This is a genomic window from Labrys okinawensis (assembly GCF_047345005.1).
Lineage (GTDB): Bacteria > Pseudomonadota > Alphaproteobacteria > Rhizobiales > Labraceae > Labrys > Labrys okinawensis.
The window spans coordinates 123,039-149,976 of the sequence record NZ_CP178864.1 but is presented as its reverse complement, the minus strand read 5'-3'; the positions used below and the strand labels follow the sequence as shown (position 1 = coordinate 149,976).

Annotated in this window: 23 protein-coding genes and 1 pseudogene; 6 read left to right on the top strand and 18 right to left on the bottom strand. The window is 60.6% G+C overall.

Annotated features, from left to right (window positions below; translation table 11 throughout):
- The first annotated feature begins 231 nt into the window (after positions 1-231).
- Together ACMDCR_RS00735 and ACMDCR_RS00730 are read left to right on the top strand one after the other, a co-directional pair.
- Positions 232-390, top strand: coding sequence for a hypothetical protein (locus tag ACMDCR_RS00735; RefSeq protein WP_413990706.1), 159 nt, complete (start codon positions 232-234; stop codon positions 388-390).
- A 209-nt stretch (positions 391-599) separates the two neighbouring features.
- Positions 600-980 (top strand): hypothetical protein, encoded by a 381-nt coding sequence (locus ACMDCR_RS00730; protein ID WP_413990705.1) that lies wholly within the window; start codon positions 600-602, stop codon positions 978-980.
- A 17-nt stretch (positions 981-997) separates the two neighbouring features.
- On the opposite strand, the gene ACMDCR_RS00725 is transcribed toward ACMDCR_RS00730, so the two are convergent.
- From ACMDCR_RS00725 to ACMDCR_RS00710, 4 genes are all read right to left on the bottom strand, one after another.
- Positions 998-1,225: a hypothetical protein gene (locus ACMDCR_RS00725; RefSeq protein ID WP_413990704.1), complete on the bottom strand. Its 228-nt coding sequence runs from the start codon at positions 1,223-1,225 to the stop codon at positions 998-1,000.
- A gap of 243 nt (positions 1,226-1,468) precedes the next feature.
- The gene (traG, locus tag ACMDCR_RS00720) at positions 1,469-3,382 is read right to left on the bottom strand and encodes a Ti-type conjugative transfer system protein TraG (protein ID WP_413990703.1); all 1,914 of its coding nucleotides are present in this window, start codon (positions 3,380-3,382) and stop codon (positions 1,469-1,471) included.
- Positions 3,373-3,612 (bottom strand): conjugal transfer protein TraD, encoded by a 240-nt coding sequence (locus ACMDCR_RS00715; RefSeq protein ID WP_413990702.1) that lies wholly within the window; start codon positions 3,610-3,612, stop codon positions 3,373-3,375. The genes traG and ACMDCR_RS00715 overlap by 10 nt, the downstream gene beginning before the upstream one ends.
- Positions 3,602-3,889 (bottom strand): TraC family protein, encoded by a 288-nt coding sequence (locus tag ACMDCR_RS00710; RefSeq protein ID WP_413990701.1) that lies wholly within the window; start codon positions 3,887-3,889, stop codon positions 3,602-3,604. Before ACMDCR_RS00710 ends, ACMDCR_RS00715 begins: the two co-directional genes overlap by 11 nt.
- Positions 3,890-4,111: 222 nt before the next feature.
- On the opposite strand from ACMDCR_RS00710, the gene traA reads away from it, so the two are divergent.
- The 3 genes from traA to ACMDCR_RS00695 are packed head-to-tail and all read left to right on the top strand — an operon-like array spanning position 4,112 to position 11,507.
- On the top strand, positions 4,112-8,728 hold the full coding sequence (gene traA / locus ACMDCR_RS00705) for a Ti-type conjugative transfer relaxase TraA (protein ID WP_413990700.1): 4,617 nt from the start codon (positions 4,112-4,114) through the stop codon (positions 8,726-8,728).
- Positions 8,729-8,766: 38 nt separating this feature from the next.
- Complete coding sequence (locus ACMDCR_RS00700) at positions 8,767-9,036, top strand: hypothetical protein (protein ID WP_413990699.1); 270 nt, start codon at positions 8,767-8,769, stop codon at positions 9,034-9,036.
- A gap of 2 nt (positions 9,037-9,038) precedes the next feature.
- The gene (locus ACMDCR_RS00695) at positions 9,039-11,507 is read left to right on the top strand and encodes a zeta toxin family protein (RefSeq protein ID WP_413990698.1); all 2,469 of its coding nucleotides are present in this window, start codon (positions 9,039-9,041) and stop codon (positions 11,505-11,507) included.
- A 118-nt stretch (positions 11,508-11,625) separates the two neighbouring features.
- On the opposite strand, the gene ACMDCR_RS00690 is transcribed toward ACMDCR_RS00695, so the two are convergent.
- From ACMDCR_RS00690 to panB, 9 genes and pseudogenes are all read right to left on the bottom strand, one after another.
- Positions 11,626-12,954, bottom strand: a complete 1,329-nt coding sequence (locus ACMDCR_RS00690) for a type II toxin-antitoxin system HipA family toxin (RefSeq protein ID WP_413993790.1) — start codon at positions 12,952-12,954, stop codon at positions 11,626-11,628.
- The gene (locus tag ACMDCR_RS00685; RefSeq protein ID WP_413990697.1) at positions 12,944-13,228 is read right to left on the bottom strand and encodes a helix-turn-helix transcriptional regulator; all 285 of its coding nucleotides are present in this window, start codon (positions 13,226-13,228) and stop codon (positions 12,944-12,946) included. Before ACMDCR_RS00685 ends, ACMDCR_RS00690 begins: the two co-directional genes overlap by 11 nt.
- A gap of 711 nt (positions 13,229-13,939) precedes the next feature.
- Entirely contained in the window at positions 13,940-14,269 is a 330-nt protein-coding gene (locus tag ACMDCR_RS00680) for a hypothetical protein (RefSeq protein ID WP_413990696.1), read from the bottom strand.
- 78 nt (positions 14,270-14,347) lie between these two features.
- Entirely contained in the window at positions 14,348-15,013 is a 666-nt protein-coding gene (locus tag ACMDCR_RS00675; RefSeq protein WP_413990695.1) for an acyl-homoserine-lactone synthase, read from the bottom strand.
- Positions 15,014-15,088: 75 nt separating this feature from the next.
- Positions 15,089-15,826 (bottom strand): LuxR family transcriptional regulator, encoded by a 738-nt coding sequence (locus ACMDCR_RS00670; protein ID WP_413990694.1) that lies wholly within the window; start codon positions 15,824-15,826, stop codon positions 15,089-15,091.
- A 208-nt stretch (positions 15,827-16,034) separates the two neighbouring features.
- Positions 16,035-17,675: an MFS transporter gene (locus tag ACMDCR_RS00665; RefSeq protein WP_413990693.1), complete on the bottom strand. Its 1,641-nt coding sequence runs from the start codon at positions 17,673-17,675 to the stop codon at positions 16,035-16,037.
- 87 nt (positions 17,676-17,762) lie between these two features.
- Complete coding sequence (locus ACMDCR_RS00660; RefSeq protein ID WP_413990692.1) at positions 17,763-18,329, bottom strand: UPF0262 family protein; 567 nt, start codon at positions 18,327-18,329, stop codon at positions 17,763-17,765.
- A gap of 1 nt (position 18,330) precedes the next feature.
- The gene (locus tag ACMDCR_RS00655) at positions 18,331-19,302 is read right to left on the bottom strand and encodes a helix-turn-helix transcriptional regulator (RefSeq protein ID WP_413990691.1); all 972 of its coding nucleotides are present in this window, start codon (positions 19,300-19,302) and stop codon (positions 18,331-18,333) included.
- Between the two features lie 347 nt (positions 19,303-19,649).
- Positions 19,650-20,494, bottom strand: a pseudogene (gene panB, locus ACMDCR_RS00650) (3-methyl-2-oxobutanoate hydroxymethyltransferase).
- A 99-nt stretch (positions 20,495-20,593) separates the two neighbouring features.
- Here panB and ACMDCR_RS00645 point away from each other — a divergent pair.
- The gene (locus ACMDCR_RS00645) at positions 20,594-20,755 is read left to right on the top strand and encodes a hypothetical protein (protein ID WP_413990690.1); all 162 of its coding nucleotides are present in this window, start codon (positions 20,594-20,596) and stop codon (positions 20,753-20,755) included.
- 67 nt (positions 20,756-20,822) lie between these two features.
- Here the strand turns inward: ACMDCR_RS00645 and sucD are convergent, their stop codons facing one another.
- The 5 genes from sucD to ACMDCR_RS00620 form a co-directional block, all read right to left on the bottom strand.
- The gene (gene sucD, locus ACMDCR_RS00640; RefSeq protein WP_413990689.1) at positions 20,823-21,701 is read right to left on the bottom strand and encodes a succinate--CoA ligase subunit alpha; all 879 of its coding nucleotides are present in this window, start codon (positions 21,699-21,701) and stop codon (positions 20,823-20,825) included.
- A 12-nt stretch (positions 21,702-21,713) separates the two neighbouring features.
- Positions 21,714-22,898, bottom strand: a complete 1,185-nt coding sequence (locus tag ACMDCR_RS00635) for a malate--CoA ligase subunit beta (RefSeq protein ID WP_413990688.1) — start codon at positions 22,896-22,898, stop codon at positions 21,714-21,716.
- Positions 22,899-22,910: 12 nt separating this feature from the next.
- Positions 22,911-23,852, bottom strand: coding sequence for an HpcH/HpaI aldolase/citrate lyase family protein (locus ACMDCR_RS00630; RefSeq protein WP_413990687.1), 942 nt, complete (start codon positions 23,850-23,852; stop codon positions 22,911-22,913).
- Between the two features lie 195 nt (positions 23,853-24,047).
- Positions 24,048-25,349: an aspartate ammonia-lyase gene (locus ACMDCR_RS00625; protein ID WP_413990686.1), complete on the bottom strand. Its 1,302-nt coding sequence runs from the start codon at positions 25,347-25,349 to the stop codon at positions 24,048-24,050.
- A 112-nt stretch (positions 25,350-25,461) separates the two neighbouring features.
- Positions 25,462-26,871: an aldehyde dehydrogenase family protein gene (locus ACMDCR_RS00620; RefSeq protein WP_413990685.1), complete on the bottom strand. Its 1,410-nt coding sequence runs from the start codon at positions 26,869-26,871 to the stop codon at positions 25,462-25,464.
- Positions 26,872-26,938: the final 67 nt, after the last annotated feature.

The window sequence follows — 26,938 nt, the reverse complement described above, 5'->3', positions numbered from 1 at the left end:
CCACACGAGAGGTTGGTTTTCTGCTCAGACTGTCCAAGTCTGTCATGAGGCAAGGAAGGCCTCAAGGCCCGAGCGGCCCCTCGCAATTTTTCCTCCGCTGCGTTGCACTCCGCTCCAGAAAAATCGGTTCCTCCGCTCGTCCGGCTCCGCCGGTCGCGTTCCGCGAGCCTTGACCCCTTCCTTGCCTCATGACGGCCGTCGGCATCTTTCACGTCAACAAGGATGACGACGATGACGAACAGCTACTATTTCACCCTTGAATGCACCATCGAGGAACTGCGGGCCGAGGCCAAAGAGGCGGCGTCCCTGGAAGAGCGCCGCATGATCGAGGCTGAACTGGAGGCGCTGAAGTCCGAGCTCGAGGAATATGCCCGGGAGCAGCTGCCGTGAGGCAGCTTCTTTCGCTCGGCTCTGGAGCGCGAGAGGCCGGATCGACCGGCCCCTCGCGCTGGCACCGTGTTCCAACAGTTGCGCTATGGCTTGATCGCGATTAGACTCGTGCAGAAACGCCAGTATATGGCAACAGCCGGATTTCCCGCCGTTGCCAGCAGATGCAAGTGAGAGCGCCCTCGTCGCACGCCGCAACCGGATGTCCTTTCATGTCAATTGATCCTCACGCCACGACCGATCATTCCGATCCAATTCGGAAAGCTCCCTATTGGCGCTTGCTTGCTTTGCCTTTTGAATTTCTCAAAGCCGTCGGCCGCATCGTCCTCTATTGCATCTGGTATGTCGCCTTCTATCTCCTGTGCGCGTTTCGGCCATTCACCGGGATGCTGGTTCTGGCGGCAATCGTCATGCTGCCGATGTCGATCGTCGTCCTTGCCCATCCGCAGGCGGCGGCGGGCATGCCGTTTTGGCTGATCGGCCTTATAGCGATCGGGTTTGTCGCCTTTGCCCTTGGCTATACAATGTTCGTCGATTGGTTCACGCCGCCTGGTGCTGAAGATCCGTTCGAACGATATCGGCGTCAACGGTAGAAACCCGCCGACTGGCGCTACCACGAATGCTGCGAGATTTCTTCAATCCATCGCTCGCCGTCATAGGCAAATTCGACGTCGATCGCCATGACAGCTGGGTCGTCGGAAAATCGGGTGCGGACCATCGAAGCGGCAAACGCATTCGAGGCCCGCTCTTCGGCGAGCGAGTCATATCGACAATCTCGGGCGCCACGCAAATGTCTTGCAGGCGCCGACGAGCCAGAGCGTGATATCGTCATGGCCATCCGACGCTCGCCGATCGTCAGCCAGCATACCGTCCAGTAGCTCGGAATTCACCGACTAGCCGGGACCGTGGCAAAGCCAGGCTCTGCTCTGCGTGTGATTGAGAACGGCTGCGGCGATACATGGCCCCATGCCGAACGAACCGATCCTGTTGGGCGCTTCAGCAACGCGGCTTTGCCCCTGTTCCACATCGACCAGTTCACCGTCCATTGTCTTGACCGTATGGTCCTCACTTGGTGTTATCGTCAGTTCTTCACGAAGCGGTTGCGCTTGGCCGCCGCGTGCATATCCTTGCGCCTAAAGTAGATCGCCCGCCCACAACGCAGCGGCGCCTGGCCCTGGACTATGATGATCTGCTCGTCCTTGCGCATCGATTGGGTAATTTCGTGCGGCATGATCAATGGTCGTCGCTGGAAATTGACGTTCTCCGATTTGCGCGATGCGCTGTTCTTCGTGTCCCAGCCGATGTTGCGTGAGGTCCCTTTCACCTCGACGGTCATCTCGCCACATTGCGCCGAGACATTGCGCGCCGTATCGAGCGCCTTGATCGCGGCATAGCTCGCGAAGGCGCATCCGTCGATCCACGACGTCGCGCCGTCCTTGCCGAAATGCCGCTCGAGCTGGCCGACCGACTGGTACATCAGCATCATCGAGATGCCGTACTTGCGACCGCGATCCCGCGCCTCCTCAAGCACGCGCATGTAGCCGAGGAGATCGACCTCATCGAGCATGAACAGCGCCCGGCGCTGGAACGCGCCATCGGCCTGCACCATGGCATTGATCAGTGAGCCAATGATAACTCGCCCGATTCCTGGATAAGAGCGCAGGATCGAGGCGGGGATATTGAGGAACACGTCCTTCTTGCCCGAAACAATGTCGCTCGACCGGAAAGCATTGCCGCAAACGAGGGCGGCGTAACTGTCGAGCGATAGCCACTGCGTATCCTTCGATGCGGTCGAATAGACGCCGGAGAATGTCTGCTCGGTCATGTTGGTGAAGACGCCAAGCGTCTCACGGATAAAGGCGGACGCGGAATGCTCCTGAATGTCGCGCAACATTGCGAGCACCGAGGGCTCCGGCTCGGAAACGATCTGTCTGAGACTGCGCAAGGTTCGCCGTCCCTCGTAGTCCGGAGAGAGCATCACGTGCGCCAGCAGGCCGGTCAGGAGATTGTGCGCCTGGTTCTGGAAATAAGACCCGGTCGAACTTTCAAAGCGCAGGCTCTCCGACAGCAGCATGTGCGCGATGCCGACGATATCCTCCTCCTTTTGCTTTGACCTCTCGATCCCATCGAGGACGTTGAAGCCCATGACCGGATTGGTCGGGTCGAGCACCATGACCTCTCGGCCAAGGCCGCTCGTCCGGTGCTCGACCACCATCGGCGTGACTTCGGTTGACGGGTCGAGGCAGATCAGCGGCCCGGTATATCTGAGCGCCGTCGGCACCACATTGCTGGTTGTCTTGTATCCGCCCGAGCCGGCGAAAAAGAGCATATGGGTCGAGTCGAAATCCTGTTTGTAGGTAAGCAGCGGCGCCTTGCCGCCTTGACCCCAAGTTGCCGGATCGTTGGGATCGAAGGGCAGCTCGTGGACGATTTCCCTGTCGACGCGATAACGCTCACCGACGACGATTTCGCCGTCCGGCGGAAACACTCTTGCCGCCGCCGACATCGGCAGCCAGTCCGCGTCTCCGAAGGTACCGTGCCAGGCACGCTTCACCGGCACGGGGACGACCGTCGAGATACGCGCGGCGACGGCAACTGCCATGAAGGCTGTGACCGCGCCGAGGACGGCGACCATGTCGAGAAAGGAAAGAGCTCGCTCCCAGGTGACCGTGCCGCTCTCGACGAACGGCGCCAACCGGCCGAACTCGCGTAGCGCATAGAAGCCGGCGACCGTCAGAAAGCACGCGAGGCTGGCGATGGCGATCGGCCTCCGGCGATGAATGGGCAGGGCCCATACGGTCAACAGCCCTGAGAGCGGCCCGAACAGCAATGCCGGTAAAGGTGCGGCCCGCAAAAACCAGTATTCGGCTTTTCCGGACAGTCCGGCGGTAAGCCCCTGCCACCGCCAGCCGGTGACATAGACGGCAAACGCAGTGACGGCGGCCGGCACAAAAATGAGCAGCAGGCTCGGATGGAGTTTCGACTTCAACGCCATTCCAGCATCTCCTCGACGGGCGTGATCTCTTCCGATTGAGGGGAGGTTCTGAATGCCTTCTCGCCGATGTCGCGCAGCCGCCGGTATTCCGACGAGCCTGCTTCGACTCTCGCCATTTCCATGAGTCCGCCGAGTAAAAAGGCCCGGTCGGACGTAGAAAGGCCCGCCCTGACGACGATGCCGCCTAGCAGGAATTTCTCCCGCGCCGCGCGCTTGCGATCAGCTGTCATGAGAAACCTCCGTCGCCGCTCCAGCCCCACTATTTGCAGGTCGACGCGCTTGAGGAGATGCGGCAGCAGTCGCCTTTTTTTCGCTTTGGCGAAATCGCGCGGCGACCTCTTCGAAGATGCGGTCAAGTTCATCGTCGGGGATCTCCATTTCCGCCAAACCGGACTTCGTGGCGGCGCGAGCAAAACGCTCCGCCGATCTGACGACGAGCAGCTTCCTGCGTTCGCGCAGTTTTTCGATCTGAGCATCGAGATCAGTGATCGAAGTTTTGGCAGCCATTCCAGTTTCCTTCCCGTGTCGAGACAATCTAAACGATAACGATTATACCGGCTAGAATGCGCGAGTAAAATAGGTTATTTTGCATTTACTCCGAAAACGTCGCTGCCGGGAATCCGGCCATGGCCGCCATCCGGAAAAGCGGCATCGGCCCTTCGGTCCGATTGGTTTGAGGGCGCAATATACGTCGCTAGCGCGACGTGCTTGGAAGGTGAGGAGACGGCATTGGCGATCATGTTCATCAGAGCGCAGGTGATCAGCAGAGGGGCTGGACGCAGCATCGTCTCGGCCGCCGCCTACCGCCATCGCGCCCGGATGATGGACGAACAGGCGGGCACGTCCTTCAGCTATCGCGGCGGAGCCGCCGAATTGATGCATGAAGAGCTCGCATTGCCGGAGGACATTCCGGCCTGGCTGAAGGCGGCGCTCGACGGCCAATCAGCTGCCAAGGCGAGCGAGGCGCTCTGGAATGCGGTCGACGCGTTTGAGAAAAGAGCCGACGCACAGCTGGCACGGGAACTGATCATTGCCCTGCCGGAAGAACTGACCCGGGCGGAAAATATTGCCTTGGTTCGCGAATTCGTCCGGGACAATCTGACATCCAAGGGAATGGTTGCCGATTGGGTGTACCACGACAAGGACGGCAATCCGCACATCCACCTGATGACGACGCTTCGACCCCTGACCGAGGACGGGTTCGGGCCGAAGAAGGTCGCGGTCACGGCAGAGGACGGCACGCCGTTGCGCGTCGTCACACCGGACCGGCCGAACGGCAAGATCGTTTACAGGCTCTGGGCCGGTGACAAGGAAACGATGAAATCGTGGAAGATCGCCTGGGCGGAAACCGCTCACCGGAATCTGGCACTGGCCGGTCATGAGGTCCGCCTCGACGGCCGCTCCTATGCCGAACAGGGTCTGGACGGCATCGCGCAAAAGCACCTCGGCCCGGAAAAGGCGGCGCTCGCGCGAAAGGGCGTCGAGATGTATTTCGCGCCGGCGGATCTTGCGCGGCGGCAGGAAATGGCGGACCGGCTGCTTGCCGAACCTGAGCTGCTCTTGAAACAGCTCGCGAACGAACGCTCCACTTTCGACGAGCGTGACATCGCCAAGGCGCTCCATCGCTATGTCGACGATCCCGCGGACTTCGCCAATATCCGCGCGCGCCTCATGGCCTCGGACGATCTCGTGCTCTTGCGGCCGCAGCAGGTGGACGGACAGTCCGTCAGGGTCTCCAAACCGGCGATCTTCACAACAAGAGACATCCTGCGCATCGAATATGACATGGCGCAGTCGGCAGAGCATCTCGCCACGCGGAAAGGCTTTGGTGTTTCGCCGAGGCACGTCGCGGCCGCCGTCGCCAGCATCGAGACGGCCAATCCGGAAAGAGCCTTCAAGCTTGATGTCGAACAGGTGGACGCTGTCCGCCACGTCACCGGTGACAACGGCATTGCCGCCGTCGTCGGTCTCGCCGGTGCCGGCAAGTCGACGCTGCTGGCAGCCGCCCGCGTCGCATGGGAAAGCGAAAACCGCGGGGTGATCGGCGCAGCCCTTGCCGGTAAGGCCGCGGAAGGGCTTGAAGACAGTTCCGGCATCAGGTCGCGCACGCTCGCTTCCTGGGAGCTCGCCTGGGCCGGCGGCCGGGAATTGCTCCATCGCGGCGACGTGCTTGTCATCGACGAGGCCGGTATGGTCTCGTCTGGGCAGATGGCGCGGGTGCTCAAGACGGTCGAAGATGCGGGCGCAAAAGCCGTACTGGTCGGCGATGCGATGCAACTGCAACCGATTCAGGCGGGTGCTGCCTTCCGGGCGATTTCCGAGCGTATCGGTTTTGCCGAACTCGCCGGCGTGCGCCGTCAGCGCGATGAGTGGGCGCGCAACGCATCCCGTCTTTTCGCCCGCGGCAAGGTCGAAGAAGGCCTCGATGCTTATGCGCAGCGCGGCCACATTACCGATCGAGAAACGCGCGACGAAATCATCGGTCGCATCGTTGCCGATTGGACGGATGCCCGTCGTGACCTGCTCCAGAAAATCATCGACGGGGGGACTGCGCCTCGGCTTCGCGGCGACGAACTGCTTGTGCTGGCGCACACCAATGAGGATGTGAAGCGTCTCAACCAATCCCTGCGCAAGGTGATGATGGAGGAGAGCGCACTGACCGACGCGCGCGAATACCAGACGGCGCGGGGGCTTCGCGAGTTCGCGGCCGGAGACCGGATCATCTTCCTGGAAAATGCCCGTTTCCTCGAACCGCGAGCGCGCCGCCACGGGCCGCAATATGTCAAGAACGGTATGCTCGGCACGGTCGTTTCGACCGGTGACAAACGAGGCGACACGCTGCTGACGGTTCGCCTCGACAATGGCCGCGACGTTGTTCTGAGCGAAGACAGCTATCGGAATATCGACCATGGCTATGCCGCAACGATCCACAAATCTCAAGGCGCGACCGTCGACCGGACCTTCATCCTTGCCACCGGCATGATGGACCAGCATCTGACCTATGTGGCGATGACCCGCCATCGCGACCGCGCCGACCTCTATGCGGCGCGTGAGGATTTTGAGGCGAAGCCGGAATGGGGACATAGGCCGCGTGTCGATCATGCCGCCGGCGTCACGGGTGAACTCGTCGCAACCGGCTTCGCGAGATTTCGGCCCGAAGACGAGGATTCAGAAAATCCCTTTGCCGATGTCAGGACAAATGACGGAAGCGTCCATCGTCTCTGGGGCGTGAGCCTGCCAAAGGCGCTCGAAGAGGCGGGTGTCTTGGAGGGCGATACCGTCACGCTGCGGAAGGACGGTGTCGAGAAAGTCAAGGTGACGAGCCCGGTCATCGATGAAAACACGGGCGAGAAGCAATTCGAGGAACGCGAGGTCGATCGCAACGTCTGGGCAGCCAAGCTGGTTGAGTCCGCCGAGGCTCGCGTGGAGCGAATCGAGCGGGAAAGTCATCGGCCGGAACTGTTCGGTGAGCTTGTCGAGCGCCTTGGAAGGTCGGGCGCCAAAACAACGACGCTCGATTTCGAAAGCGAGGAAGGTTATCGCGCGCACGCCCGAGACTTCGCACGGCGGCGCGGCATCGACGGGCTCGCCGGGATCGCGGCCGGAATGGAGGAGAGTGTTTCCCGGCAACTGGCGTGGATTGCGGAAAAGCGGGAGCAAGTCGCAAAGCTCTGGGAGCGTGCAAGCGTGGCGCTCGGCTTTGCGATCGCGCACGAGCGGCGCGCGGCTTATAACGAGGAACGCCGTGAGTTTCTCGCAGCGGACTTCCCTGCGACCGGGAAATATCTGATTCCGCCCAGCACCATATTCGCCCGCAGCGTCAATGAGGATGCACGCCGGGCGCAACTCGCCTCGCCGCGGTGGAAAGAGCGGGAGGCCATCCTGCGGCCGGTGCTCGAAAAGATCTATCGCGATCCGGACGCAGCACTTGTCCGCCTGAACACATTGGCGTCGGATGCAATGATCGAACCCCGCAAGCTTGTCGACGACCTTGGCGTCAAACCAGAGCGGCTCGGCCGCCTGCGCGGGTCGAACCTCATGGTTGACGGCCGGGCAGCACGCGATGAGCGTGCCGCCGCGACGGCGGCGATCAAGGACTTGCTGCCGCTGGCTCGGGCGCATGCGACCGAGTTCCGCCGGACCGCAGGCCGGTTCATCGAGCGCGAGCGGACGCGTCGGGAATACATGTCTCTGTCGATCCCGGGGCTTTCGAAACCGGCGATGGCGCGCCTCGTTGAAATCGAGGCGATCCGCGAACGGGGCGGCGAGGGCGCCCACAAGACCGCCTTCGCCTATGCCGGTGAGGACCGAGCGCTTGTCCAGGAGGTCAAGGCCGTCAACGACGCATTGACGGCACGGTTCGGCTGGAGCGCCTTTACTACCAAGGCAGACGCAGTCGTCGAGCGAAACATCGCGGAGCGCATGTCCGACGATCTTTCCCCTGAACGCCGCGACAAGCTCACCCGCCTCTTCGCCGTCGTCAGGCGCTTTGCCGAGGAACAGCATTTGGCCGAGCGGCAGGATCGATCGAAGATCGTTGCCGGCGCAAGCGTCGCGGCTGTTCCAGAGGCGGTGACTGTCTTGCCGATGCTCGCCGCCGTGACCGAGTTCAAAACGCCGGTGGAAGAGGAGGCGCAAATCCGCGCGATAGCCGCCGCGCACTACCGTCATCATCGCGCGGCTCTCGCCGAGACCGCAAAGCGCGTCTGGCGCGATCCCGCCGGCGGCGTCGAAAAGATTGAGGCGCTTCTCGTCAAGGGCTTTGCTGGCGATCGCATTGCGGCGGCCGTCAACAATGATCCCTCCGCCTATGGAGCGCTCAGAGGGTCCGGCCGGCTGGTGGACAAACTGCTCGCCTCCGGCCGCGAGCGAAAGGAAGCCCTTCTCGCCGTGCCGGAAGCAGCAAGCCGCATCAGTTCGCTCGGTGCGTCCTACGCCAGTGCGCTTGATGCCGAAACACGAGGCATTATCGAAGAGCGCCGGCGCATGGCTGTCGCCATTCCCGGATTGTCGAAGGCCGCCGAAAATGCCCTCGACCGGCTGACGGCCGAGATGGGCAAGAAGGGCAGCAAGCTCGACGTCGCCGCCGGTTCGCTCGATCCGGCCATCGCCCGCGAGTTCGCCACAGTCAGCCGGGCACTCGACGAGCGTTTTGGCCCCAAAGCCATTCTGCGCGGCGAAAAGGACGTCATCAATCGTGTGGCGCCGGCCCAGCGGCGCGCCTTTGAGGCAATGCGGGAGAAGATGAAGGTTCTGCAACAGACGGTTCGACACCAGGGCAGCGAACAGGTTCTGTCCGAACGCCGGCGACGCGCCATCGATCGTGTGCGCGGCCTCAGTCGATAAGCCCTTCAGTGACATCAGGGACGTGAAAGGAAAAGCACATGGCAGGTCAGGACATGCCTTACGAAGCAACCATCCGCACTGAAATCGCCATCAGGATTCTCAATCAGGCGCGCGCCATCGTCACGGCACGCGCCTATGCGCTCGATGAACAGGACCCGGCCGCCGCCGACCGGTTGCGCGACCGCCGCCGCGCCCTCCTCGACCTCCAGGAAAGCCTCGGGCCGGATAATCCTGACGCGGTGGAACATGTCATCGCCCTCTGGGGGCCGCGCGTCCAGGACGAGACCCGCTTCTGGGCGGAGTTCTGATCATGGCGGAGGACGTGGTCGGGTTGCTCTCGCCCGAGAGAAACGAGAGCATTTTTCAGAAAGACATTTTGCGCGATTATCTGCCGGAGGGGATGGGACGATCGGAGCAACCGCGCCTGATCCTGATCGGCGGCCAACCGGGCGCCGGCAAGACGGCGGTTCTGACCGCGAGCCATCACGAACTTGCGCAATCAGGACCAACCATTCGCATCGTTGGCGACGACCTCAGATCCTATCATCCGCAATTCCTTGCCTTCCAGCGTCAGGATCCGGAGACCGCGTCCCAATTCACACAAGGAGATGCCGGACGCTGGACCGAGAAGCTGCTGTCGGTTGCGACTGAACGGCAGGTCAACATCGTCTTCGAGACCACGATGCGCACGCCGGAAGATGTCGCCCGGGTGATTGAAGTGGCGCGGCGAGCCGGCTACGCGGTCGAGGTGCGTGCTGTCGCCGTCAATCCTCGCGTCAGTTGGCAGGCAAATCATTACCGCTTCGAGGAAATGCTGCATGCCGGGCTGGCGGCACGGATCCCGCCACAGCACGTTCATGATGCCGCCATCGACGGTCTTCGCATCAGTCTCGACAAGATCGAAAGCGAGCATTTGGTCGACCGCGTGCAATTGCGCACACGTGGCGGCTCCGTCATCTACGACAATGAGCTCCGTGACGATCAATGGATGCATCGCCCCAGTGGTCGGCTGGAATTGGAGCGCGAGCAGTCACGGCCAATGACACCTGGAGAGTTGCAACGCTTCGCGGACGACTGGCACCATGTGCTGGCCCGGATGGAAGAGCGCAGCGCTTCGAGGGATCGGATCGCAGCAGTGGAGTTCCGTGCACAGGAAGACGTTGCTCATCTGTTGGCGCAACGCCGGGAAGCGGAGGGCGCCCAAAGCAAAAGACGTGGCCGGACAATCCTGCAGGAACCCGCCGACGGTCACCGCCTGTTCGTCGAGCTCTACGACAATGCGATCCGCGACGCCGAGCGCCGTCCGATCGGCAATGTCGAGGCCCATGCCGTCGGACGCCTCACGCAGAGCTACATGGCTTTGAAGCTTGTCGAGGTGGCGCGCGATCTTGGCCTGCTGGCGGACGAGAGCAAGATCGTCGCAACGCGGGCCTTTGCACAGGACAAGCGCGCGTCGCTCGAATTCCCCGCGGCGCATCGCCTGCCGGCGGACCTCGCCGTGGAAATGCCGGACGGGACACGACGACGGCTGACCGACACGTTCGGTCTGGAACTCAATCGGGTGGCGATTGACCGTGAGGTGTTCAGTCCGACGGACCGCATGTCGCGTCTCGCCAATGTGGCCGATTCCTGGGCAGAGGCCGCCGGCATGAGAAAAGTCCTCGCCCAGGCAGCAAACGTCGTGGTGCGTGGTGCATCTGCCGATGAGGCGATGTCGCGGATGATCGAGCCAGGATATGCGGTTGCCATTGCTCAAGCCCGGCGCCGGCTCGAGCGCAATCTGATGCTCGCCGAACGGACAGCGATTGCAACCTCGATCGTTGATGTGAACGGCGAGCCCTTGCGCGCGATGCCGGACGTCCTTCGCCTCCGTTCGGCCGAGCTCGAAAACCGCGCCCGCGCCAAGGCCATCATGGAGGCCGTGCTTTCCGAGACTGCACGACATGACAGTCTGGAGCCCGCTAAGCGGCGCGCCGCGGACGTCTTCGCGCAGGGCATCGCCGGGAACGAGCGAATGTTGCGGATTGAGACGGAGCGCCACGTCGAGCATGCAACGGTCTCACCGATGCCGCTTGTTCCGGCGCGGGATCTTCCGGACTTCGGCGAAAGCGAAATCAGCGCGCGTCTGCAGCAATCCACGCGGCTTGCCGGCAAGCGGAGTGAGATCGAACACCTGTCGCGGCTGGTCTTCGGCAATAATCAGGCGGCTTCGGTGGAGGCGATTACGGATGCGCGAACCGGCGCTGCCGCCGGCGACGACGTGCGCGCGGGCCGGCGGGGCGAGATGGCCGGCGAGGGGCGGACCTGGTTGCGCGGCCCGAGCCCCGAGCGCCGGACGGCCGAAGCACATGCGCAGAAGCTCGCAGTGGCGTTGGCCGACTATGGATTGGCGATCGACTTCGAGCGGCATCAGGTCGCCACACAGCACCGCGAGGAGCAGGCCCGTCAGCGCGTGGAAATTCCGTCGCCGTCCAGCAAACTTGCCGGTGTGCTGGCATCGGCAGGTGAGGAGCGGTTTCGAACCTTACAGAGTGATGAGGGTCTCAGACGCGAATTTGAACGTCTGTCCCTGGCGATGAAGAAGCGACTGTCGTCCTCTGATCTTGCCCAGTTGAAGACCGGCGATCTCTCAAAGGTCGCCAAATCCCACGGGATTGACGAGCGGCAGGCAATGAAGGTGAAAACGACTGTATCCCAAGTGCGTAGCTTGCAGCAGAATATGGCGGCGCATGCACGGGAACGATCGCGGACAGAGACCGTCACTCTAGTAAGACGCTGATAGGCTGCGCCTTTTGTCTCTCAGACTTATATTAGGAGTTAATCGTGATGTAGGCGCGCTGCCCATAGTCTGCTATTTACTTCTGGCCACGGAAGTCTTTTTGGCTGCTTGGTCGCTGTTATATTTTGGCGTCTTCGGTTGCGATTAGCGACTCCCGCGCGGCATGGAAAACGTCTTGCAGCGCTTTTTGACCATCGAGCCCCTCAATGGCGTAGCTATTGAGGAACTGACGTCCTGCGAACAGCTTGCGGTCGACGGGGGTCAAGTCTGCTTCGTAGCAGACCTTTTGCCAGAGTTCGGCGATGGTCTTGATCTGGCCTTCCATCAGTGCGGTCGCTTCGGTTTCTTTCAGATGGTAGTCAGGCGCGGCGGCGAGGCACGTGGCGAGCGTGCTGGCGCGGCCGTCGCTCTTGATGAGCATGGCCTGTGTGGCTTCGTTGCCAGTACGGGCTTGCGGGCAGATGTCGTAGGCGGGGGTGAGTGTGAGCATCTTGCCGTCCCAGAAGGCGGCATGGTTACGGGCATGGTCGTCGGTGTTGCCGCACAGCACATTGAAGCAAATCCGCCCGTAGAGCTCCTTGAGTGTGTTCTTCGGCTCAGTGAAGCGGTGACGGATTAGCTCGGCCAGGTCCTCGTAGGAGGCATAGCGGGCCATCATCTCATCAAGACCGAGCATGGTGAGTGCCGAAACCATTGCCCGCCGCGTCCAGCCCGCGTCTGTAAGCGTGCGGTCGAAACGCTCGATGAGCAGAACGTCTTTGTGGGCGGCTCGGGTCATCGCCACGGTTGCCGTGTTCAGTCCGCAGGCGCTTGCCAGCTTCATCGCGATGAACTCGGCCTTCACGACGCTGTATGTGTCGTTGTTTGCCGAGAATTTTGCGATGAATTTTCTCGTGCCATCATCAATAAGCGCCTTCGGGCGCGCGCCACCGATCGAAGTACCGTGATTGAGGGCCTGGTCGAGCGCCGGCGTCAGCGGGACCCCTTTTTCAATGAGCGCTGCCGCTTCCAAGAGCTCGTCAAGTGAGGCCTGCGCGGCGAGACGGGGGACATAGTCGGTGGCCGATGCCTGAAAATCGAGGGCGCCGATCCGGTCCGACCCCGATTGGAGCAGATAGGTGAGCTCGCTGATCTCCGGCAACCCGGCGGCGTCGGGCTTCCTGCCCGTCAGCCTGTTGATGATGACGCGGCGGCCCCAGGCATCGGGCGAACCGTCGCGGATGCAGCTTGCCATCGACAGGCCGTTGATTGGCACAATTGTGCCTTCTTGAAGCGGCAGTTCCGGCTCATAGATTGAAATAGCATTTTTACGTCGTCGGTAGCTGGCGCCGTAGGTGAAGTTGAGGCGCTCGCCCTCCTGGTCGAGGCGGCCGGCCACCACCGGCTCGGTTGCTCCTGGCAGCCACAACCAGACAAAGGCTTGCGTAGCGTCCACCCTAGAAGTCATCATCGACCTCCTTCATGGCGTGGCGGACGCTTTTCGGCAGCAGCGTCAGTTTTTCATCGAGACGGGCGTTTTGCATCTGCAGGCTGCGCTCGTCATAGTCAAACAGTCGTAATCCGACGATCGACGCGACCTCAAAGACGATGCCGATCTCGGGCCCCGGCGCACCCTTTTCGATGCTGGACAATGTTGTGCGGCTGATGCCGGCGCGGTCGGCCAGTTCCTGCGCGGTCAGGCCGCGTTCCGCCCGGGCGACGCGGATCAGCTTGCCAAGCATGGCGAGCGCTTGTCGTGTGACTCGTGAATAGCTTCGAAGGCGCGGCATTGCCTACTACCTGCTTTGTTCATTTGATTGTACGTAAAGGATGTCTGCGTCCAATATTTAATACGTTGTGCCATGGTTTCTGGAGTCAAGTCAAGCTTCGTTCACCAGAGTGGTCATAAAGCAGCCTCGTGACCATAATTGTGAACGTAGACGGGCCTGGGCAATTGGTATGCCACACTCCGGGGCGCAGATGTAGCGGTCAACTGACTTTCTCTTGGCGCTCTTGCTCAGCAGCCGCGGCAAGCTCACCGGGAACGTCCAACATGTCGACCGGCTTTACCCGTTCACTGACGCTTTCCCTCCAGGTTTGCGGAAGAGCCGTCAGATCCTGGCGCATGAGCATGACTTGTCAACCGGCATCCCTCGGGGAGCAGGTCTGGGCGAAGCAGCCTTCGTTTAGGAGGCATAGTTTTCAAGGAAGGATATTTTCCGGCAACCATCACTGCAATTCAACCGCGAAATAGAGCGATAAAGAGTTCAATCGCCTTGTTTGCAAAACTCAAATATGCGGCGATCATCGCCGCATATGGCGAGATCAACAATTCAACCGACCACGTGCATTCGACAGATCTTGCGCAGCCGGGTTATGCCCCGTAGTCACGCAATTAGACAAGTAGGAGCGCATTTGGACCCGTCTCGATGTGATCCGGGCTCTGTAACGCATCATCCCGCAGGCGGTCCCGGAAGAGCGCGCCGCACCGTTTCGAAAGGCTTGCCTTCCGCGAAATACCAAGTGTCGAGATTCAATGTAGGTGCGACCATCCGTGTACTCATCTCGAGCAAAGCGCGGATGCCGCAGCACGCCGAGAAATCACTCGCTCCGACCCAAAACATCAAGCGGTCGCTCATTGCTTCCATCATCGCCCGGCCAGTGTCGAACTCGAGATGCCCGCCGCTCAGACGCGGGGCGACCAACTGAAATTGCTCGATCATACATGTGACAATTTCTGACCTGATCTTTAGTGCATCGTCGGTTTCGACGAACGCTTCCATGGCATGTCGATACAATTGGCTATCTCCGGAAAGGCCCACCAGTTGGTGAATTCGATTAGTAAGGCGGCCCGTCGTGCTTCAGCCGGGATGCGCCGCGCAAATCGGGCTGAGAGCCCGACGAGATATCCAGTGTTCGTAAAGCGGCGCTGCGATGTGCATCCTTTTCCGCATGTTCGAAAGCACGCGGGTTGAAACCTCGAAGGCACCACAGCAGACGGGGTGCTTGCCGAAGCCATCGGACCGCCCGAGCTCGTCGAATGCGGCGCCGGCTTTCTCATAGATGCGCCGCATATGCGGTTCGTAGTTCGAAATCATCATGTGGATTCCGTTGTCGAGCGCCACCTCGCAGAGCGCCAGCAGAAGGAGGCAAAGTGCCCGCTCGCACCGCGTGTCAGGAAAATCGCGGGCAAGCGCCTCCTCGTCAACACACATGCGCGTGCCCTCCCAGATACCGGGTGCGATGAGATCGGCGGCATGGGGGAAGGTGGACCGGAAGACGTCGTAAAGCAGGGTAGGGCCGGTGGTCGGCATGAGCCGCACCGCCCCATAGAGCTGGTTTCGCTCGTCGTCACACCAGATGAGATAGGCCGGGTTGAGGCCGTCGTAACGGTCACGCTCATAGGCACCCGATGTCTTGACCTTCCAGCCCAGCCGATCGGCAAAGACTGTCTTCCTCAACCGGAAATACTGATCCAACAGGTGATCATATCGGCCGTACTGATGGGCCTGGACGAGTGCATACATGGTCGCCTCCATTTGGATGTCGGCGAGATCATGCGTTCAGATGGGCGGGCAGGAAATGCCCGCAGCTTGACACCCTCAAGTGTGGGTATTGCCATAGGGATTGATCAGGCGCAGTTGTGCTGCGCGTGCTGTTGCGGCCGACCTGGTCGAGCATCCGAGTTTGAGCTGGGCGGATTTGAGGTACGAGCGGACAGTATGTTCCGACAGTCCGAGAACGGCGGCGGTTTGAGGGGCGTCTTTCCCGAGCGCGGCCCAGTGCAGGCACTCGACCTCGCGGCCGCCGAGCGGCGGAACAGGATCATCTTCGCCATAAAGTTCACGGACCGCTTTGTCGTGGATTTGAAAGGCCAGATCGACCCATTCGTCGCGCCGTTCAGCGATGATGGCGGTCCATTCGCTATCCGGCTTTCTGGAGTTCAGTGAAAAGAGTGCGCGGCGCGACTTGGTGACGACCGGAATGGAGAACCCGTTCTCGCCGAGACCGTATGTTGTGGCGTCGACGTAAAATTCGAGAGCAGCTTCCGGGATTTCGACGTCGCGCCAATCGAAGGGCAACTGTCGAACGAGACCCTCGTGCAGGATGGGATCGACTTTGACGAAATCCTTCAGGAGATAGCGTGCCACCCACGGATCGGGATAGGTGGTCTTGACAAAGGGTGTGTCCACAGCGCCCGCAACGGTCTGGGCGAGATGATAGGTAACAAAGTCGATCCCGTAATTCGCCTGGACGACTTTGATCGCCTCGTCAACGGTGGCTGCGGCTTCAACTCCGGCGGAGGTGATGCGAAAAAGCGCGGACTCATTTGTCTGCATAAGAAAATCTCCTTAACTTAACGTCCTTCCAGGACGCTCTTCTTGGGAGGTTGCCGCATGCGGTTGCGCCTGACCGGGAGGGAGGTCAGACGAAATGGGCGGTCAACCGACAGTGTGATTTCGGCAAATATTGCATCTGAGAATTCCTATGCGGTGCTGCGCGCGGTGGTGTCGCTAGGAGGGAAGCGGCCGGAATCCATTGCGCGACTCACTTCTGCGAAACGTATGGCACGGGAGACGGCTTGCGGGCCGCTCCAGTCGGGCGTTCGACCAGAATGGTCGTTTTTGGCGGATGCGCCTCGGGGGTAAGTCCCAGCAGTTCCTGATCCAACTGCTTGTCGGCCGCGGTCAGGCGGTGATGGATCCGGTGAAAATCCATCCAGGTTGGTGTGCGGTAGGTTTCGAGCCAACGCGAGGGCTCTCGTACATCGCGTGTGAGCGTCCATTGCCGAGCGCCGACCCGGCTTTGCACGTGCCGCCGTTTGCGCATGACCTCGAGAAACAGATCGACGTTATCGTCCGTTATCAAATACTCGGTGGTGACCAGGATTGGACCGCTTCGTGGCTTGAGATCGAGGGCGACGGACGGAGCATCGAACGAACCGGACGGCTCCAGTTCGGATTCAAAACGATTGCTGATCGGCAGTTTGAACCCCAGGGCGGCCACGACCAGTGATGCGCCTGCAGAAGCACCTAATGCCCAGGAGAGAGAGTGGTTCTCGGCTATCGTTCCCCAGAGCCAGCTGCCGGCCGCAATTCCGCCATAGGTGAAGGCGCTGTAAATCGAGATCGTGCGTCCCACCACCCAGCGCGGGCTCGCCAATTGCACATTCACACCCAGTCCCGACCATCCGGTAACCCAGCCGGCGCCGCCAAGCGCCAGCGACACGGTCGCGACGGCGAGGTTCGAGGTGAGCGCCAGGGCGAGCGCACAGGCCGCGCAGGCGATGCAGGCGACGACGAACATGCCTTCCTGCACGAACCTCCGCCGGAGACGTGGATTTGCGAGGCCCGCGAGAAGCGCGCCGGCGCCAAAGCCGGCCATCAGGATGCCGTAGGCGATCGGACCAGCCTTTAGCTGGTCACGGGCAACCAGCGGCAGCAGCGCCAGGAGGGCCGTGCCTGCGACCCCGAACAGGGTCCCGCGGGCAATCGTGGTCTTGATTTCCGAGGATATGGCGGTGAAGCGCAGGCCGTCATAGATGGCGGTCACAAGTGCTTCGCGGGGAAGGGATGAAGACGGCACCTTCCATTTATTGCGCAACAGCGCGGTCAGCGGGGCGACAAAGCCCAGGGTCGTCAGCGCAAAAGTAACCATAGGCCCGAAGGCAGCGACAATGAAACCGCCGAGCGCCGGGCCGACACTGCGGACCGTGTTGAAGCCGACGTTCAGCAGTGTCACCGCCGACGGGATATGGCGGCGTTCCAGCATGTCACCAAGGGAGGCGCGCCAGGCGGGGTCCGCCAGCGCGATGCCGCAGCCATCGAGAAAGCTGAAGGCGAGAATGATCCACGCATTGGTGATGCCGAGCGCCATGAGGATCACCAGCATGGCAGACGCCGCCATCATCAGGCTTCGACCGACGATCATGACGATGCGGCGATTGTAGTTATCGGCGATCGCCCCGACGAATATCGCCAGGAAGAAGGTCGGCAGGGTCGAGGCGGCCTGAACGAGCGCCACCATGACGTCCGAGGTGGCGATCGTCACCATCAGCCAGCTGAGCGCCACCGTCTGCATCAACCATCCGAGGCTTGAGAGCTGCGAGGCGAGGAAGACCGATCGGAATGTCGGATTCTTGAGTGGTGCCAGTAGTCCTGACGTATCTTCTTCAGTTGCCGCAGCCATTTGCCTTAGTCGCTTTAGTTAGTATTCGTTGAGATCATGAGACCGCCGCCGTGGAGCAGGGCCGCGGTTGGTGGTTCTTGCCAATCGTCATGCCAGCCTCCGCATTTGCCCGCCATGCTCCTGACTGCGCATGAGCAGCACATGGATCAAGGTGAACAGCCGGCGCGCGGTGTCGATGTCGATGGTGACCTTCGAGGAAAGACGGGCCTGCAACAGTTCGGCGGCTTCGTTGTGGATGCCGCGGCGCCCCATGTCGATCGCCTCGATCTTCTCAGGGCTTGCGCGGCCGACAGCATCGTGGAGGCTCTCGCATACGAAGGTGTAGTCCTTGAGCAGCCGGCGAAACGGGGTCAGCGACAGATGATGGCTGACAACGTGTTTGCCTCGGTCCAGCGAAATGGTCATCACCAGCCGGCGATCGACCAGTGCAAGCTCAAGACGATAGGGGCCAGCCTCATGGCCAACGGGGGCGAAACGGTTTTCGTTCAAGAGATCGAAGATCGCGACAGCCTGTTCCCGCTTGAGGTACGGATCGTCCTGAACACGCAAGGAGCCATCGAGCGATACGGCGCAAAGCCGGAGATTGGATGCCGTCTTAGTCGTCGTCGTAATCTTTGCGTTTTCAGACCCTTGCGTCCGGCCCTGGACAGACATGTCAGTCAACTTTCACGCAGCTGGCACGCACGTCGGACGGCGTGGCGCCATAGCGCCGACGAAAGGCGTGATTGAAATAGGATAAGTCGCCAAAGCCGGATTCGAAGGCGATGCTGCTGATGGTTCGGTGAAGTAACCGCCGGTCCGTTATCAGCCGGTGTGCATGGGCGAGGCGCTGATCGAGGATAAAGCTAGTAAAGGTCGTGCCGGCGCTTGCGAACAACGCGCCAATATAGCGGGACGTAATGGCGTGGCGGGCTGCCACGCTATCGATGGTCAGATTGCGATCGGTGAGATGAGTGACAATGTCGGCCTTGACCGCGGCGAACCGTGCCGCGCGTTTCCCGCGTCCCTCGATAAGATCGTGTGCGTCGCGTGATTCGCCGCAGGCGAGCGCGACGAGATCATGAATATGCACGGCAAGCACTTGGCGTGCCTCCGGCGTCATGATCGCTTCCTCGATATCGAGCGCAGCAATATAGCCGCGCAACAGGCACATGGCTTGCCTGTCGCGCACGATGGCGATGTCCTGCAGATCCGAACGTCGTTGAATGAGGGGCAGCAGCAATTGACGGCGCAGGCGCAGGCTCAACAGCCGCATGCCTCCCGGGGCATCAATCGTTGCTCTGGCGCCGTAATCACCGATAGCGCCCATACCGGCGGCAACCTCATAATCAATGCCGGTAACTTGGATAGTGAGAGCGCCATCAAGCGGCATCAGCATGCAAAGATCGCCGTCCCTCGCAGCATGCATGGTGCGCATCGCCGAGCAGGTGCTGTGCGCGATGGCAACGTCCGGCAAGGCTCGAATAGTGCTCTCAAGCCGAAATGGCGCATCGGCGCGCGGCGTAATAGCAAGGTCATAGAGTTTCCGGCGATGTTCGTCGCAATACCAATCTATCCATTGATGAACCGACTGATCAGGCGAATAGAAATGCACTCTGCGGAAATCGAATTTTTCAGAGGTCATCATTGCCCCCCATTGCCGCCCGCTTGCGCGCGCCTAAGCTCGGGATCAGGGTGGCGACGATGGACGCGCATCCATCGAGATCGCTAGAGAGCGAGAGGCTGCTGTCGTCCTCCATCCTCGTGCGCCAGCCACTTTTTTCGCTCCACCGATGCCGCTCGCCGTCACGTGGAAATTGGCTGCCGCCGAAACGAGTTCGACGACAGCCACCGCGGCTTGGGAGACCAGGCGGAATGAAGATCGACAAGAAAGCATCGCAAACCTTGGTTGACGGGGACGTGCTGCTGGCGTTTCGCGACACCCTTGCCAGATTGTTCTGCGCAAGTCCTCCACGGTTCGCACGATCATCATCGTCATCGCTGCTCTTCCTGTTGTGCAGCTTTGGGGGCGTCACCAAACACGTGCTCGGTGGCGGGGAACTGGCGCGAGCCGACCTCCTGCGCATAGGTTCCGATCGCCACTCCCGCGGCTGCGGCGAGTTCGGCGTAGCGCTTGACGAATTTAGGCGGAAGGTGGAAAACAGCCCCAGCATGTCGACGACGACGAGGATCTGGCCGTCGCAAGCAGGCGAGGCACCGATTCCGATCGTCGGAATGGAAAGCCCAGCCGTGATCTCGCGCGCGAGCGGTTCGGGGATCTTTTCCAGGACGACGGAAAAAGCCCCAGAGGCGGCAACGGCACGGGCATCTTCCATGACCCGGTCGCCAGCCTCACCGCGGCCCTGGACAGAATAGCCGCCGAACGTGTGCACTGCCTGTGGTGTCAGGCCGACATGCCTCATGACCGGAATGCCGCGCGCGGTCAGAAAAGCGATCGTCTCGGCCATATGGACGCCGCCCTCGAGTTTGACAGCGGCACATCCCGTTTCTGACATCAGCCGCGCGGCATTTTGAAATGCCTGCTCTGGCGAGGTTTCATAGGAACTGAACGGCATGTCGACTACCATCACCGCACGTTCGAGACCGCGCCGCACGGCCTGGCCGTGCAGGATCATCATCTCCAGTGTGACGCCGACCGTCGACGGCAATCCGTGAAGGACCATGCCGACGCTGTCGCCGACTAGCACGATGTCGCAGTGCTGATCGACGAGTTTTGCCATGGGCGTGGTATAGGCCGTCAGGCAGACGAGCGGCGTCGGACCCTTCCTTGCGGCGATGTCGGGGACGCTGATTGCTTTTGTTGTTGTCGTTGCACTCATGGTCGTGTCGTCAAGCTCGCGGGGCGCTTAGGTCCTCTGTTGGTTGCAGTGGCTATGGCAGAGTAGTGTTACGTTATAACATATCGCATAAGATAGCTTATGGAACTCAACGGTCATTTTGCGCCTGTTGCTTTTTCTCGTGAAATGACCGCTTTGGAACTTGCAACGCGTCGAGCTCTCACTCCCCGCAATCCAGTTCCTATTTGCGCTCCGCAGGTGAGCAATTCTTTCGCTATTTTATTTCAATTTGCCACCTATTGACTAAGTTGCCTGGTATTCAATCATCTTGAACGATATCGCACGAAAATCGTCCGCCCCGGTACTCTCCTCACAGAATTGCCGACACCGTCTCGCCGAAGGAGGACGGCGTTGGCACGATGGTGACGCCGGCGCTCTTCAGGATCTCGACCTTCTCCTGGGCCGATTCCCCGAAGGCCGAGATGATCGCACCGGCATGGCCCATGCGACGACCCTTCGGCGCCGAAAGTCCGGCGATGTAAGCGATCAGCGGCTTCCTCATGTTGTCGCGCGCCCAGAGTGCGGCGTCGGCTTCCTGTGGACCGCCAATCTCGCCGATCATGAGCACGGCGTCGGTACCCGGATCCTTCTCGAAGAGCTCCAGCATGTCCTTGAACGACGAACCGTTGACCGGGTCACCACCGATACCGACCGAAGTCGAAACACCGATGCCGAGCGCCTTCATCTGGCTCGCAGCCTCATATCCGAGCGTGCCCGAGCGGGCGACGATGCCGACGCGTCCGGGCAAGTAGATCGAGCCCGGCATGATGCCCATCAGCGCCTCGCCGGGCGTGATCATGCCGGCGCAGTTCGGTCCGATCAGGGTCATGCGATCCTCGAACCGGTAGCGCCGCATGTATCGCTTGACCCTGATCATGTCCTGGGAGGGGATGCCGTCGGTAATGCAGACACAGAGCCGGATGCCGGCGTCGGCCGCTTCCATGATCGAGTCCGCCGCGAAGGGCGGAGGTACAAACACGATCGAGGCTTCGGCGCCGGTTTCCTGCACGGCGTCCTTTACCGTGTTGAAGACCGGCAATCCAGCATGGGTCTGGCCACCCTTGCCTGGAGTGACGCCGCCAACCACGTTGGTGCCGTAGCGCTTCATATCCTCAGCGTGGAAGCTGCCAATCTTGCCGGTGAAGCCTTGGACAATGACACGGGTCTTCTTGTCGAGTAGAATGGACATGTCTCGGCCCCCTCAAGCAGCCTTGATGCCAGTGAACGAACGCCAGGCGCTGACAGCCTTGTCGGCAGCTTCTGCGAGCGTCTCCGCAATGATAATTTTTTTGCCAGATTCGGCGAGAATGCGCCGGCCCTCTTCCATGTTGGTTCCGGAGAGGCGCACGACGAGCGGGACCGGCACGCCGACTTCCCGCAGAGCTTTGATCACGCCCTCGGCCACCCAGTCACAGCGATTGATGCCCGCGAAGATGTTCACCAGAATCGTCTCGACATTCTTGTCGCGCAATACGGCGCGGAAAGATTTCGCCACACGTTCTGGCGAAGCCCCGCCGCCAATGTCGAGGAAATTCGCAGGTTCGCCACCAGCGATCTCGATCATGTCCATGGTCGCCATGGCAAGACCCGCACCGTTGATAATGCAGCCTATGTTGCCGTCAAGGCCGACATAGGAGAGGCCGCAGTCGGACGCGAAGGTTTCACGCGGATCTTCCTGGCTCTTGTCGCGCATTTCGGCGATGTGGGGCCGGCGGAAGAGCGCGTTCTCGTCAAAGCTCATCTTTGCGTCGAGCGCCACCAGATCACCTCGCGTGGTAACCACCAGCGGATTGATCTCCAACATCGAGGCATCGTAGTCGACGAAAGCGCGATAACAGCCGAGCAGCGTCTGGGTCGCGCGGGCGATCAAGGCATTATCGATGCCCAGCCCAAAGGCGATCTCTCGGGCCTGGAAATCTTGCATGCCGACACCAGGATCGACAGTCGCCCGGATAATCGAGTCCGGCTCAGTCTCTGCAATCTCCTCAATCTCCATACCGCCCGAAGACGAAGCAACAATCATGATGCGCTCGGATTTGCGGTCGAGGACGAAACCGAGATAGATTTCGCGCTCGATATCCATCGCCTCTTCCACATAGAGGCGGCTGACCAGTTTTCCCTGCGGGCCTGTCTGGTGTGTCACAAGCGTGCGGCCGAGCATGGAATCGGCAGCCTCGACGATCTCGTGGTCGGAGGCGCAGAGCTTGACGCCACCCGCCTTGCCGCGTGCACCGGAATGGATCTGCGCCTTGACGACCCATCGGTCGCCTCCAATTTCCGTGGCACGATAAGCCGCCTGCTCCGGACTATAGGCAAGGCCGCCACGCGGAACGTGGATCTGGTAGCGAGAGAGAAGCTCTTTCGCCTGGTATTCGTGGATGTCCATGTGGTCCTCCTCTCAACGGCCAGCGGCAATGGCTTCGTGGGTGGCGAGTACGTTGCGTGCCATGCGCTCGGAAGCGGCGTCGATCATCTTTCCGTCGAGGGAGGCTGCACCCTTGCCCTGGCTCTCGGCTACCTTCAGGGCGTCGAGGATGCGGCGGGCGCGCTCGACCTCCTTCTCGGGCGGGGAGAATATGTCATTGGCAAGCGCGATCTGGCTCGGATGGATCGCCCACTTGCCCTCGATGCCGAGAGCGGCGGCACGGCGGGCCGCGGCCCTGTAGCCCTCGGGATCGGAAAAATCACCGAAAGGACCGTCGATTGCGCGCAGGCCGTAGGCACGGCAGGCAACCGTCATGCGCGACAGACCGAAGTGCCATTGGTCGCCCGGATAGTCAGGGTTGAGGCCGCCGATGTTGATTGTGCGGGCCTTGAGGCTGGCTGCATAGTCGGCAACGCCGAAATGCAGTGCCTCCAGCCGCCCGCCGAAGGACGCGATCGCCTCGACATTGGCCATCCCGAGCGCCGTCTCGATCAGGGCCTCGAGGCCGACACGGGTCTTGTGGCCCTTGGCAATTTCGATCTGGTTGACCATGGCTTCCACCATGTAGAGATCTGCCGGCACACCGACTTTCGGCACGAGCAGTGTGTCGATCCGGTCGCCGGCTTGTTCCATGAGGTCGACGACGTCGCGGTACATGTAGTGGGTATCGAGGCCGTTGATGCGCACGGAGATGGTCTTGCCACGGGCGCGCCAGTCGATCTGGTTCAGCGCCGCGACGATATTGGCTCGCGCGCGTTCCTTGTCTGGCGGTGCCACGGCATCCTCGATGTCGAGAAAGATGTAATCGGCGTTGGAACTCGCCGCCTTCTCGATCATCTCGGGGTTCGAGCCGGGCACGGCGAGCTCGCTGCGCTGCAGTCGCAGCCGGCGGAGATGGTTTATTGTGTGGCTCATTGTGTCCCTCCTCGTCTCGCATTTACCGTGTCGCTGCCACGACCCAGAGCCATCCGTAAACGTCGCCCGTACCAAGACTGCTGAGATTGACGAACGCCAGTTTTGGGCGCGTGAAATCCACCTAGTTTCCCGGATTGCGCTTCCCGACCGTCCCATTATGCCGCCCACTTTAGCAACAGCGGAGCGGGAAATCGGTCAGCTCGCGAGCGTCTCCTTCACCATTCTGGCGGCCGCTTCATAGCCCATAGTAGTCACCAGTTCGGTTGCAAACGCAGTACTGCTGTTCAGGTTGGCTTCGCATTTGGCCACGTTAGCCAACACGCCCTCGACGCAAGTCTTCGTAAACGTAAGTACGGCGTTACGTAAAAGTTGCATTGCGTCGTGAATGCCATAGATAATGACGGGCTCCATGGCGTTAAGCTGAAGCTGTCCGGCTTCGGCAGCCATCCCAACCGTTGTATCTATGCCGTAGACATAGAAGCAAACCTGGTTCAATGCTTCGGCTGCCACCGGATTAATCTTTCCGGGCATAAGTGAGGAGCCCGGCTGAAGTGCCGGAAGGATGATCTCACCGAGTCCGCCGCGCGGACCACTCGATAAAAGTCTGAAATCATTCGCAATTTTCGAAAGTTTGGCTGCAATTCGCTTAAGTAATCCCATGTGAAGCATGAAGGCGCCCATATCCCAACTCGCCTCAATTAGGTCTTTTGAGCCAACTATGGGAAGACCTGAGCTGTCTGCGAGATGTTTAAGGGCACGAGCCCGATAGGTGGGCGTAGCCGTGACGCCCGTCCCTATCGCTGTCCCTCCCAGATTCACCTCAAGGAATAGGCGCTCAGTCTCGTTAAGTCTGTCGCAGTCTTCGAGGATCGTCGTCGCGAACGCGGCAAACTCCTGGCCGAGCGTCATTGGAACCGCATCTTGCAATTGCGTGCGTCCGAGCTTGCGAATGCCACCGAATTCGTCTGCCTTTCTATTAAGGGCGGCGGCCAGAGAAGCCAGCGCGGTGGACAATTCCCGGCTTGCAGGTATCACAGACAACCTGACCGCAGTCGCGTAAGCATCATTGGTCGACTGAGATCGGTTTACATCGTCGTTTGGGTGGACAAGACGCTCTTCGCCTCGCGCACCTCCAAGGAGCTCAGTCGCGCGGTAAGCAAGGACCTCGTTCATGTTCATATTAGTGGAAGTACCGGCGCCACCCTGAAACACGTCTACAAGAAACTCATTGTCGTGCTTGCCCGCCAGTACCTCCCGACAAGCCGCTACGATTGCTTCACGCTTTGCGTCCGCAAGCAAACCTTCTTCAAAGTTGGCGTGCGCTGCAGCCATCTTCACCTGGGCCAGTGCTCGAATGAGAAATGGCATGCTTTTAATTGGGATGCCGGAGATTGGGAAGTTCTCTAATGCCCTAGCGGTTTGCGCACCATAGTAACTATCCGCAGGTACGCTTACCGGCCCCAGGGGATCAAGTTCAATGCGTTTGTCGGTAGACATAATTTCCTCTGAATTAGCGAGAACGAAGCTGAACGATACCGAGCCGTTCGATAATGGTTCCTCAGTGGAGCGCTCTGGATAGCATTGCCTTTCCAGAGCCGTTCCTGACAAATCACCGCCGATTGAGGCAAACCACCTTTGGCTGGGTCATGTCCTCGTAAGCGAAGCGAACACCTTCTCTCCCCATGCTGCCGTATTTGAAGCCCCCGAAGGGCATCGCGTCAAAGCGATAGTCGGAGGAGTCGTTGATCATCACTCCACTAGCCTCGATCCTGCTTGCTGCCTCAAGCGCGGCATTGAGATCGTTAGTGAATATCCCCGCGTGAAGGCTGTACTCAGGCTCATTGGCCATTGCGATTGCCTCGTCGAGCGTGTCGAACGGAGCGAGCATGACCACGGGAGCAAAGACTTCGTCGTGCCAGAGCTTGCAGGTCGGCGGCGTGCCCTCCAGCACCGTCGGAAAATAGAGGGATCCTTCGCGCCGATGGCCGCATAGCAATCTCGCGCCTGCCGCGATGGCGTCATCGACCGCCGCTTCGGTCCGCTCCGCCGCCTGGCTCGAGATCATCGGCCCGACATCCGTCTCCTCGCGAGACGGATCGCCAGCCTTGAGCTTCGATGTGGCCTCCACGAAGCCATCACGGAAACGGTCATAGAGATCGCGTTGCACGAGAATTCGTTGCGCTCCGATGCAGTTCTGACCTGCGGCCCAGAAGCCGCCAGAAACACAGCTCTCAACGGCTTTGTCGACTTCGCAGTCACTCATGACGATGACTGGTGCGTTGCCGCCGAGTTCCATCGCCAGTTTCTTGAGCCCCGCCGAACGGCTGATCGCTTCACCGGTAGCAAACCCACCGGTGAATGACACCATCCGGACTTCGCGCGCGGAGACGAGCGCCCTTCCGAGGTCGGCCCCGCCGATTGCCACGGTGATAATCTCTTCCGGCAACCCAGCCTCGACAAGCACACGGACGAGATTGATTGCCGAAAGCGGTGTCGACTCCGATGGCTTCAGCAGCACGGCATTACCGCCCGCGATTGCCGGCCCGAGCTTGTGGGCGACGAGGTTGAGCGGATCATTGTACGGCGTGATCGCGGTGATAATCCCAAGGGGTTCGCGCGTGAACCACCCTTGACGCCGCTCCGAACCCTCATAGGCATCGAAGGGCACGATCTCGCCCGCATTGCGCTTTGCTTCCTCAGCCGAGAGCTTCAGAGTATTGACGCAGCGAAGAACTTCCTTTCGCGCCTGAACGATCGTCTTGCCGGCTTCGAACACGATGGTCCTGGCAAAAGCATCATGTCGGCTTTCCACGAACTTGGCCGCCCGTTCGAGAATGCTTGAGCGGGAGTGCCTTGGGAGATTGCGGGAATGCTCTGCGCCACGCCGGGCACGCACTAGAAGTTCATTGATCCAGCTTGCATCCGTCGCGTCAACCGATCCGACGAGAGATCCGTCATAAGGGCTGTAGACAGAGATCGGCGCCAAGCTAGTCGTGACGTGAAGTTTGGCAACGGTCATTGGCCAGCTTCCTTTCGTTTATAATGCGCTATCCTGCGCAGCAGTTGAGTTCACTGGTCAGAGCCCG

Bases quoted from the DNA above. Each gene is read 5' to 3' on its own strand.
- ACMDCR_RS00735 (WP_413990706.1), top strand. From the start codon at position 232: ATGACGAACAGCTACTATTTCACCCTTGAATGCACCATCGAGGAACTG.
- ACMDCR_RS00730 (WP_413990705.1), top strand. From the start codon at position 600: ATGTCAATTGATCCTCACGCCACGACCGATCATTCCGATCCAATTCGG.
- ACMDCR_RS00725 (WP_413990704.1), bottom strand. From the start codon at position 1,225: ATGGCCATGACGATATCACGCTCTGGCTCGTCGGCGCCTGCAAGACAT.
- traG (WP_413990703.1), bottom strand. From the start codon at position 3,382: ATGGCGTTGAAGTCGAAACTCCATCCGAGCCTGCTGCTCATTTTTGTG.
- ACMDCR_RS00715 (WP_413990702.1), bottom strand. From the start codon at position 3,612: ATGACAGCTGATCGCAAGCGCGCGGCGCGGGAGAAATTCCTGCTAGGC.
- ACMDCR_RS00710 (WP_413990701.1), bottom strand. From the start codon at position 3,889: ATGGCTGCCAAAACTTCGATCACTGATCTCGATGCTCAGATCGAAAAA.
- ACMDCR_RS00700 (WP_413990699.1), top strand. From the start codon at position 8,767: ATGGCAGGTCAGGACATGCCTTACGAAGCAACCATCCGCACTGAAATC.
- ACMDCR_RS00695 (WP_413990698.1), top strand. From the start codon at position 9,039: ATGGCGGAGGACGTGGTCGGGTTGCTCTCGCCCGAGAGAAACGAGAGC.
- ACMDCR_RS00690 (WP_413993790.1), bottom strand. From the start codon at position 12,954: ATGACTTCTAGGGTGGACGCTACGCAAGCCTTTGTCTGGTTGTGGCTG.
- ACMDCR_RS00685 (WP_413990697.1), bottom strand. From the start codon at position 13,228: ATGCTTGGCAAGCTGATCCGCGTCGCCCGGGCGGAACGCGGCCTGACC.
- ACMDCR_RS00680 (WP_413990696.1), bottom strand. From the start codon at position 14,269: ATGGAAGCGTTCGTCGAAACCGACGATGCACTAAAGATCAGGTCAGAA.
- ACMDCR_RS00675 (WP_413990695.1), bottom strand. From the start codon at position 15,013: ATGTATGCACTCGTCCAGGCCCATCAGTACGGCCGATATGATCACCTG.
- ACMDCR_RS00670 (WP_413990694.1), bottom strand. From the start codon at position 15,826: ATGCAGACAAATGAGTCCGCGCTTTTTCGCATCACCTCCGCCGGAGTT.
- ACMDCR_RS00665 (WP_413990693.1), bottom strand. From the start codon at position 17,675: ATGGCTGCGGCAACTGAAGAAGATACGTCAGGACTACTGGCACCACTC.
- ACMDCR_RS00660 (WP_413990692.1), bottom strand. From the start codon at position 18,329: ATGTCTGTCCAGGGCCGGACGCAAGGGTCTGAAAACGCAAAGATTACG.
- ACMDCR_RS00655 (WP_413990691.1), bottom strand. From the start codon at position 19,302: ATGATGACCTCTGAAAAATTCGATTTCCGCAGAGTGCATTTCTATTCG.
- ACMDCR_RS00645 (WP_413990690.1), top strand. From the start codon at position 20,594: ATGGAACTCAACGGTCATTTTGCGCCTGTTGCTTTTTCTCGTGAAATG.
- sucD (WP_413990689.1), bottom strand. From the start codon at position 21,701: ATGTCCATTCTACTCGACAAGAAGACCCGTGTCATTGTCCAAGGCTTC.
- ACMDCR_RS00635 (WP_413990688.1), bottom strand. From the start codon at position 22,898: ATGGACATCCACGAATACCAGGCGAAAGAGCTTCTCTCTCGCTACCAG.
- ACMDCR_RS00630 (WP_413990687.1), bottom strand. From the start codon at position 23,852: ATGAGCCACACAATAAACCATCTCCGCCGGCTGCGACTGCAGCGCAGC.
- ACMDCR_RS00625 (WP_413990686.1), bottom strand. From the start codon at position 25,349: ATGTCTACCGACAAACGCATTGAACTTGATCCCCTGGGGCCGGTAAGC.
- ACMDCR_RS00620 (WP_413990685.1), bottom strand. From the start codon at position 26,871: ATGACCGTTGCCAAACTTCACGTCACGACTAGCTTGGCGCCGATCTCT.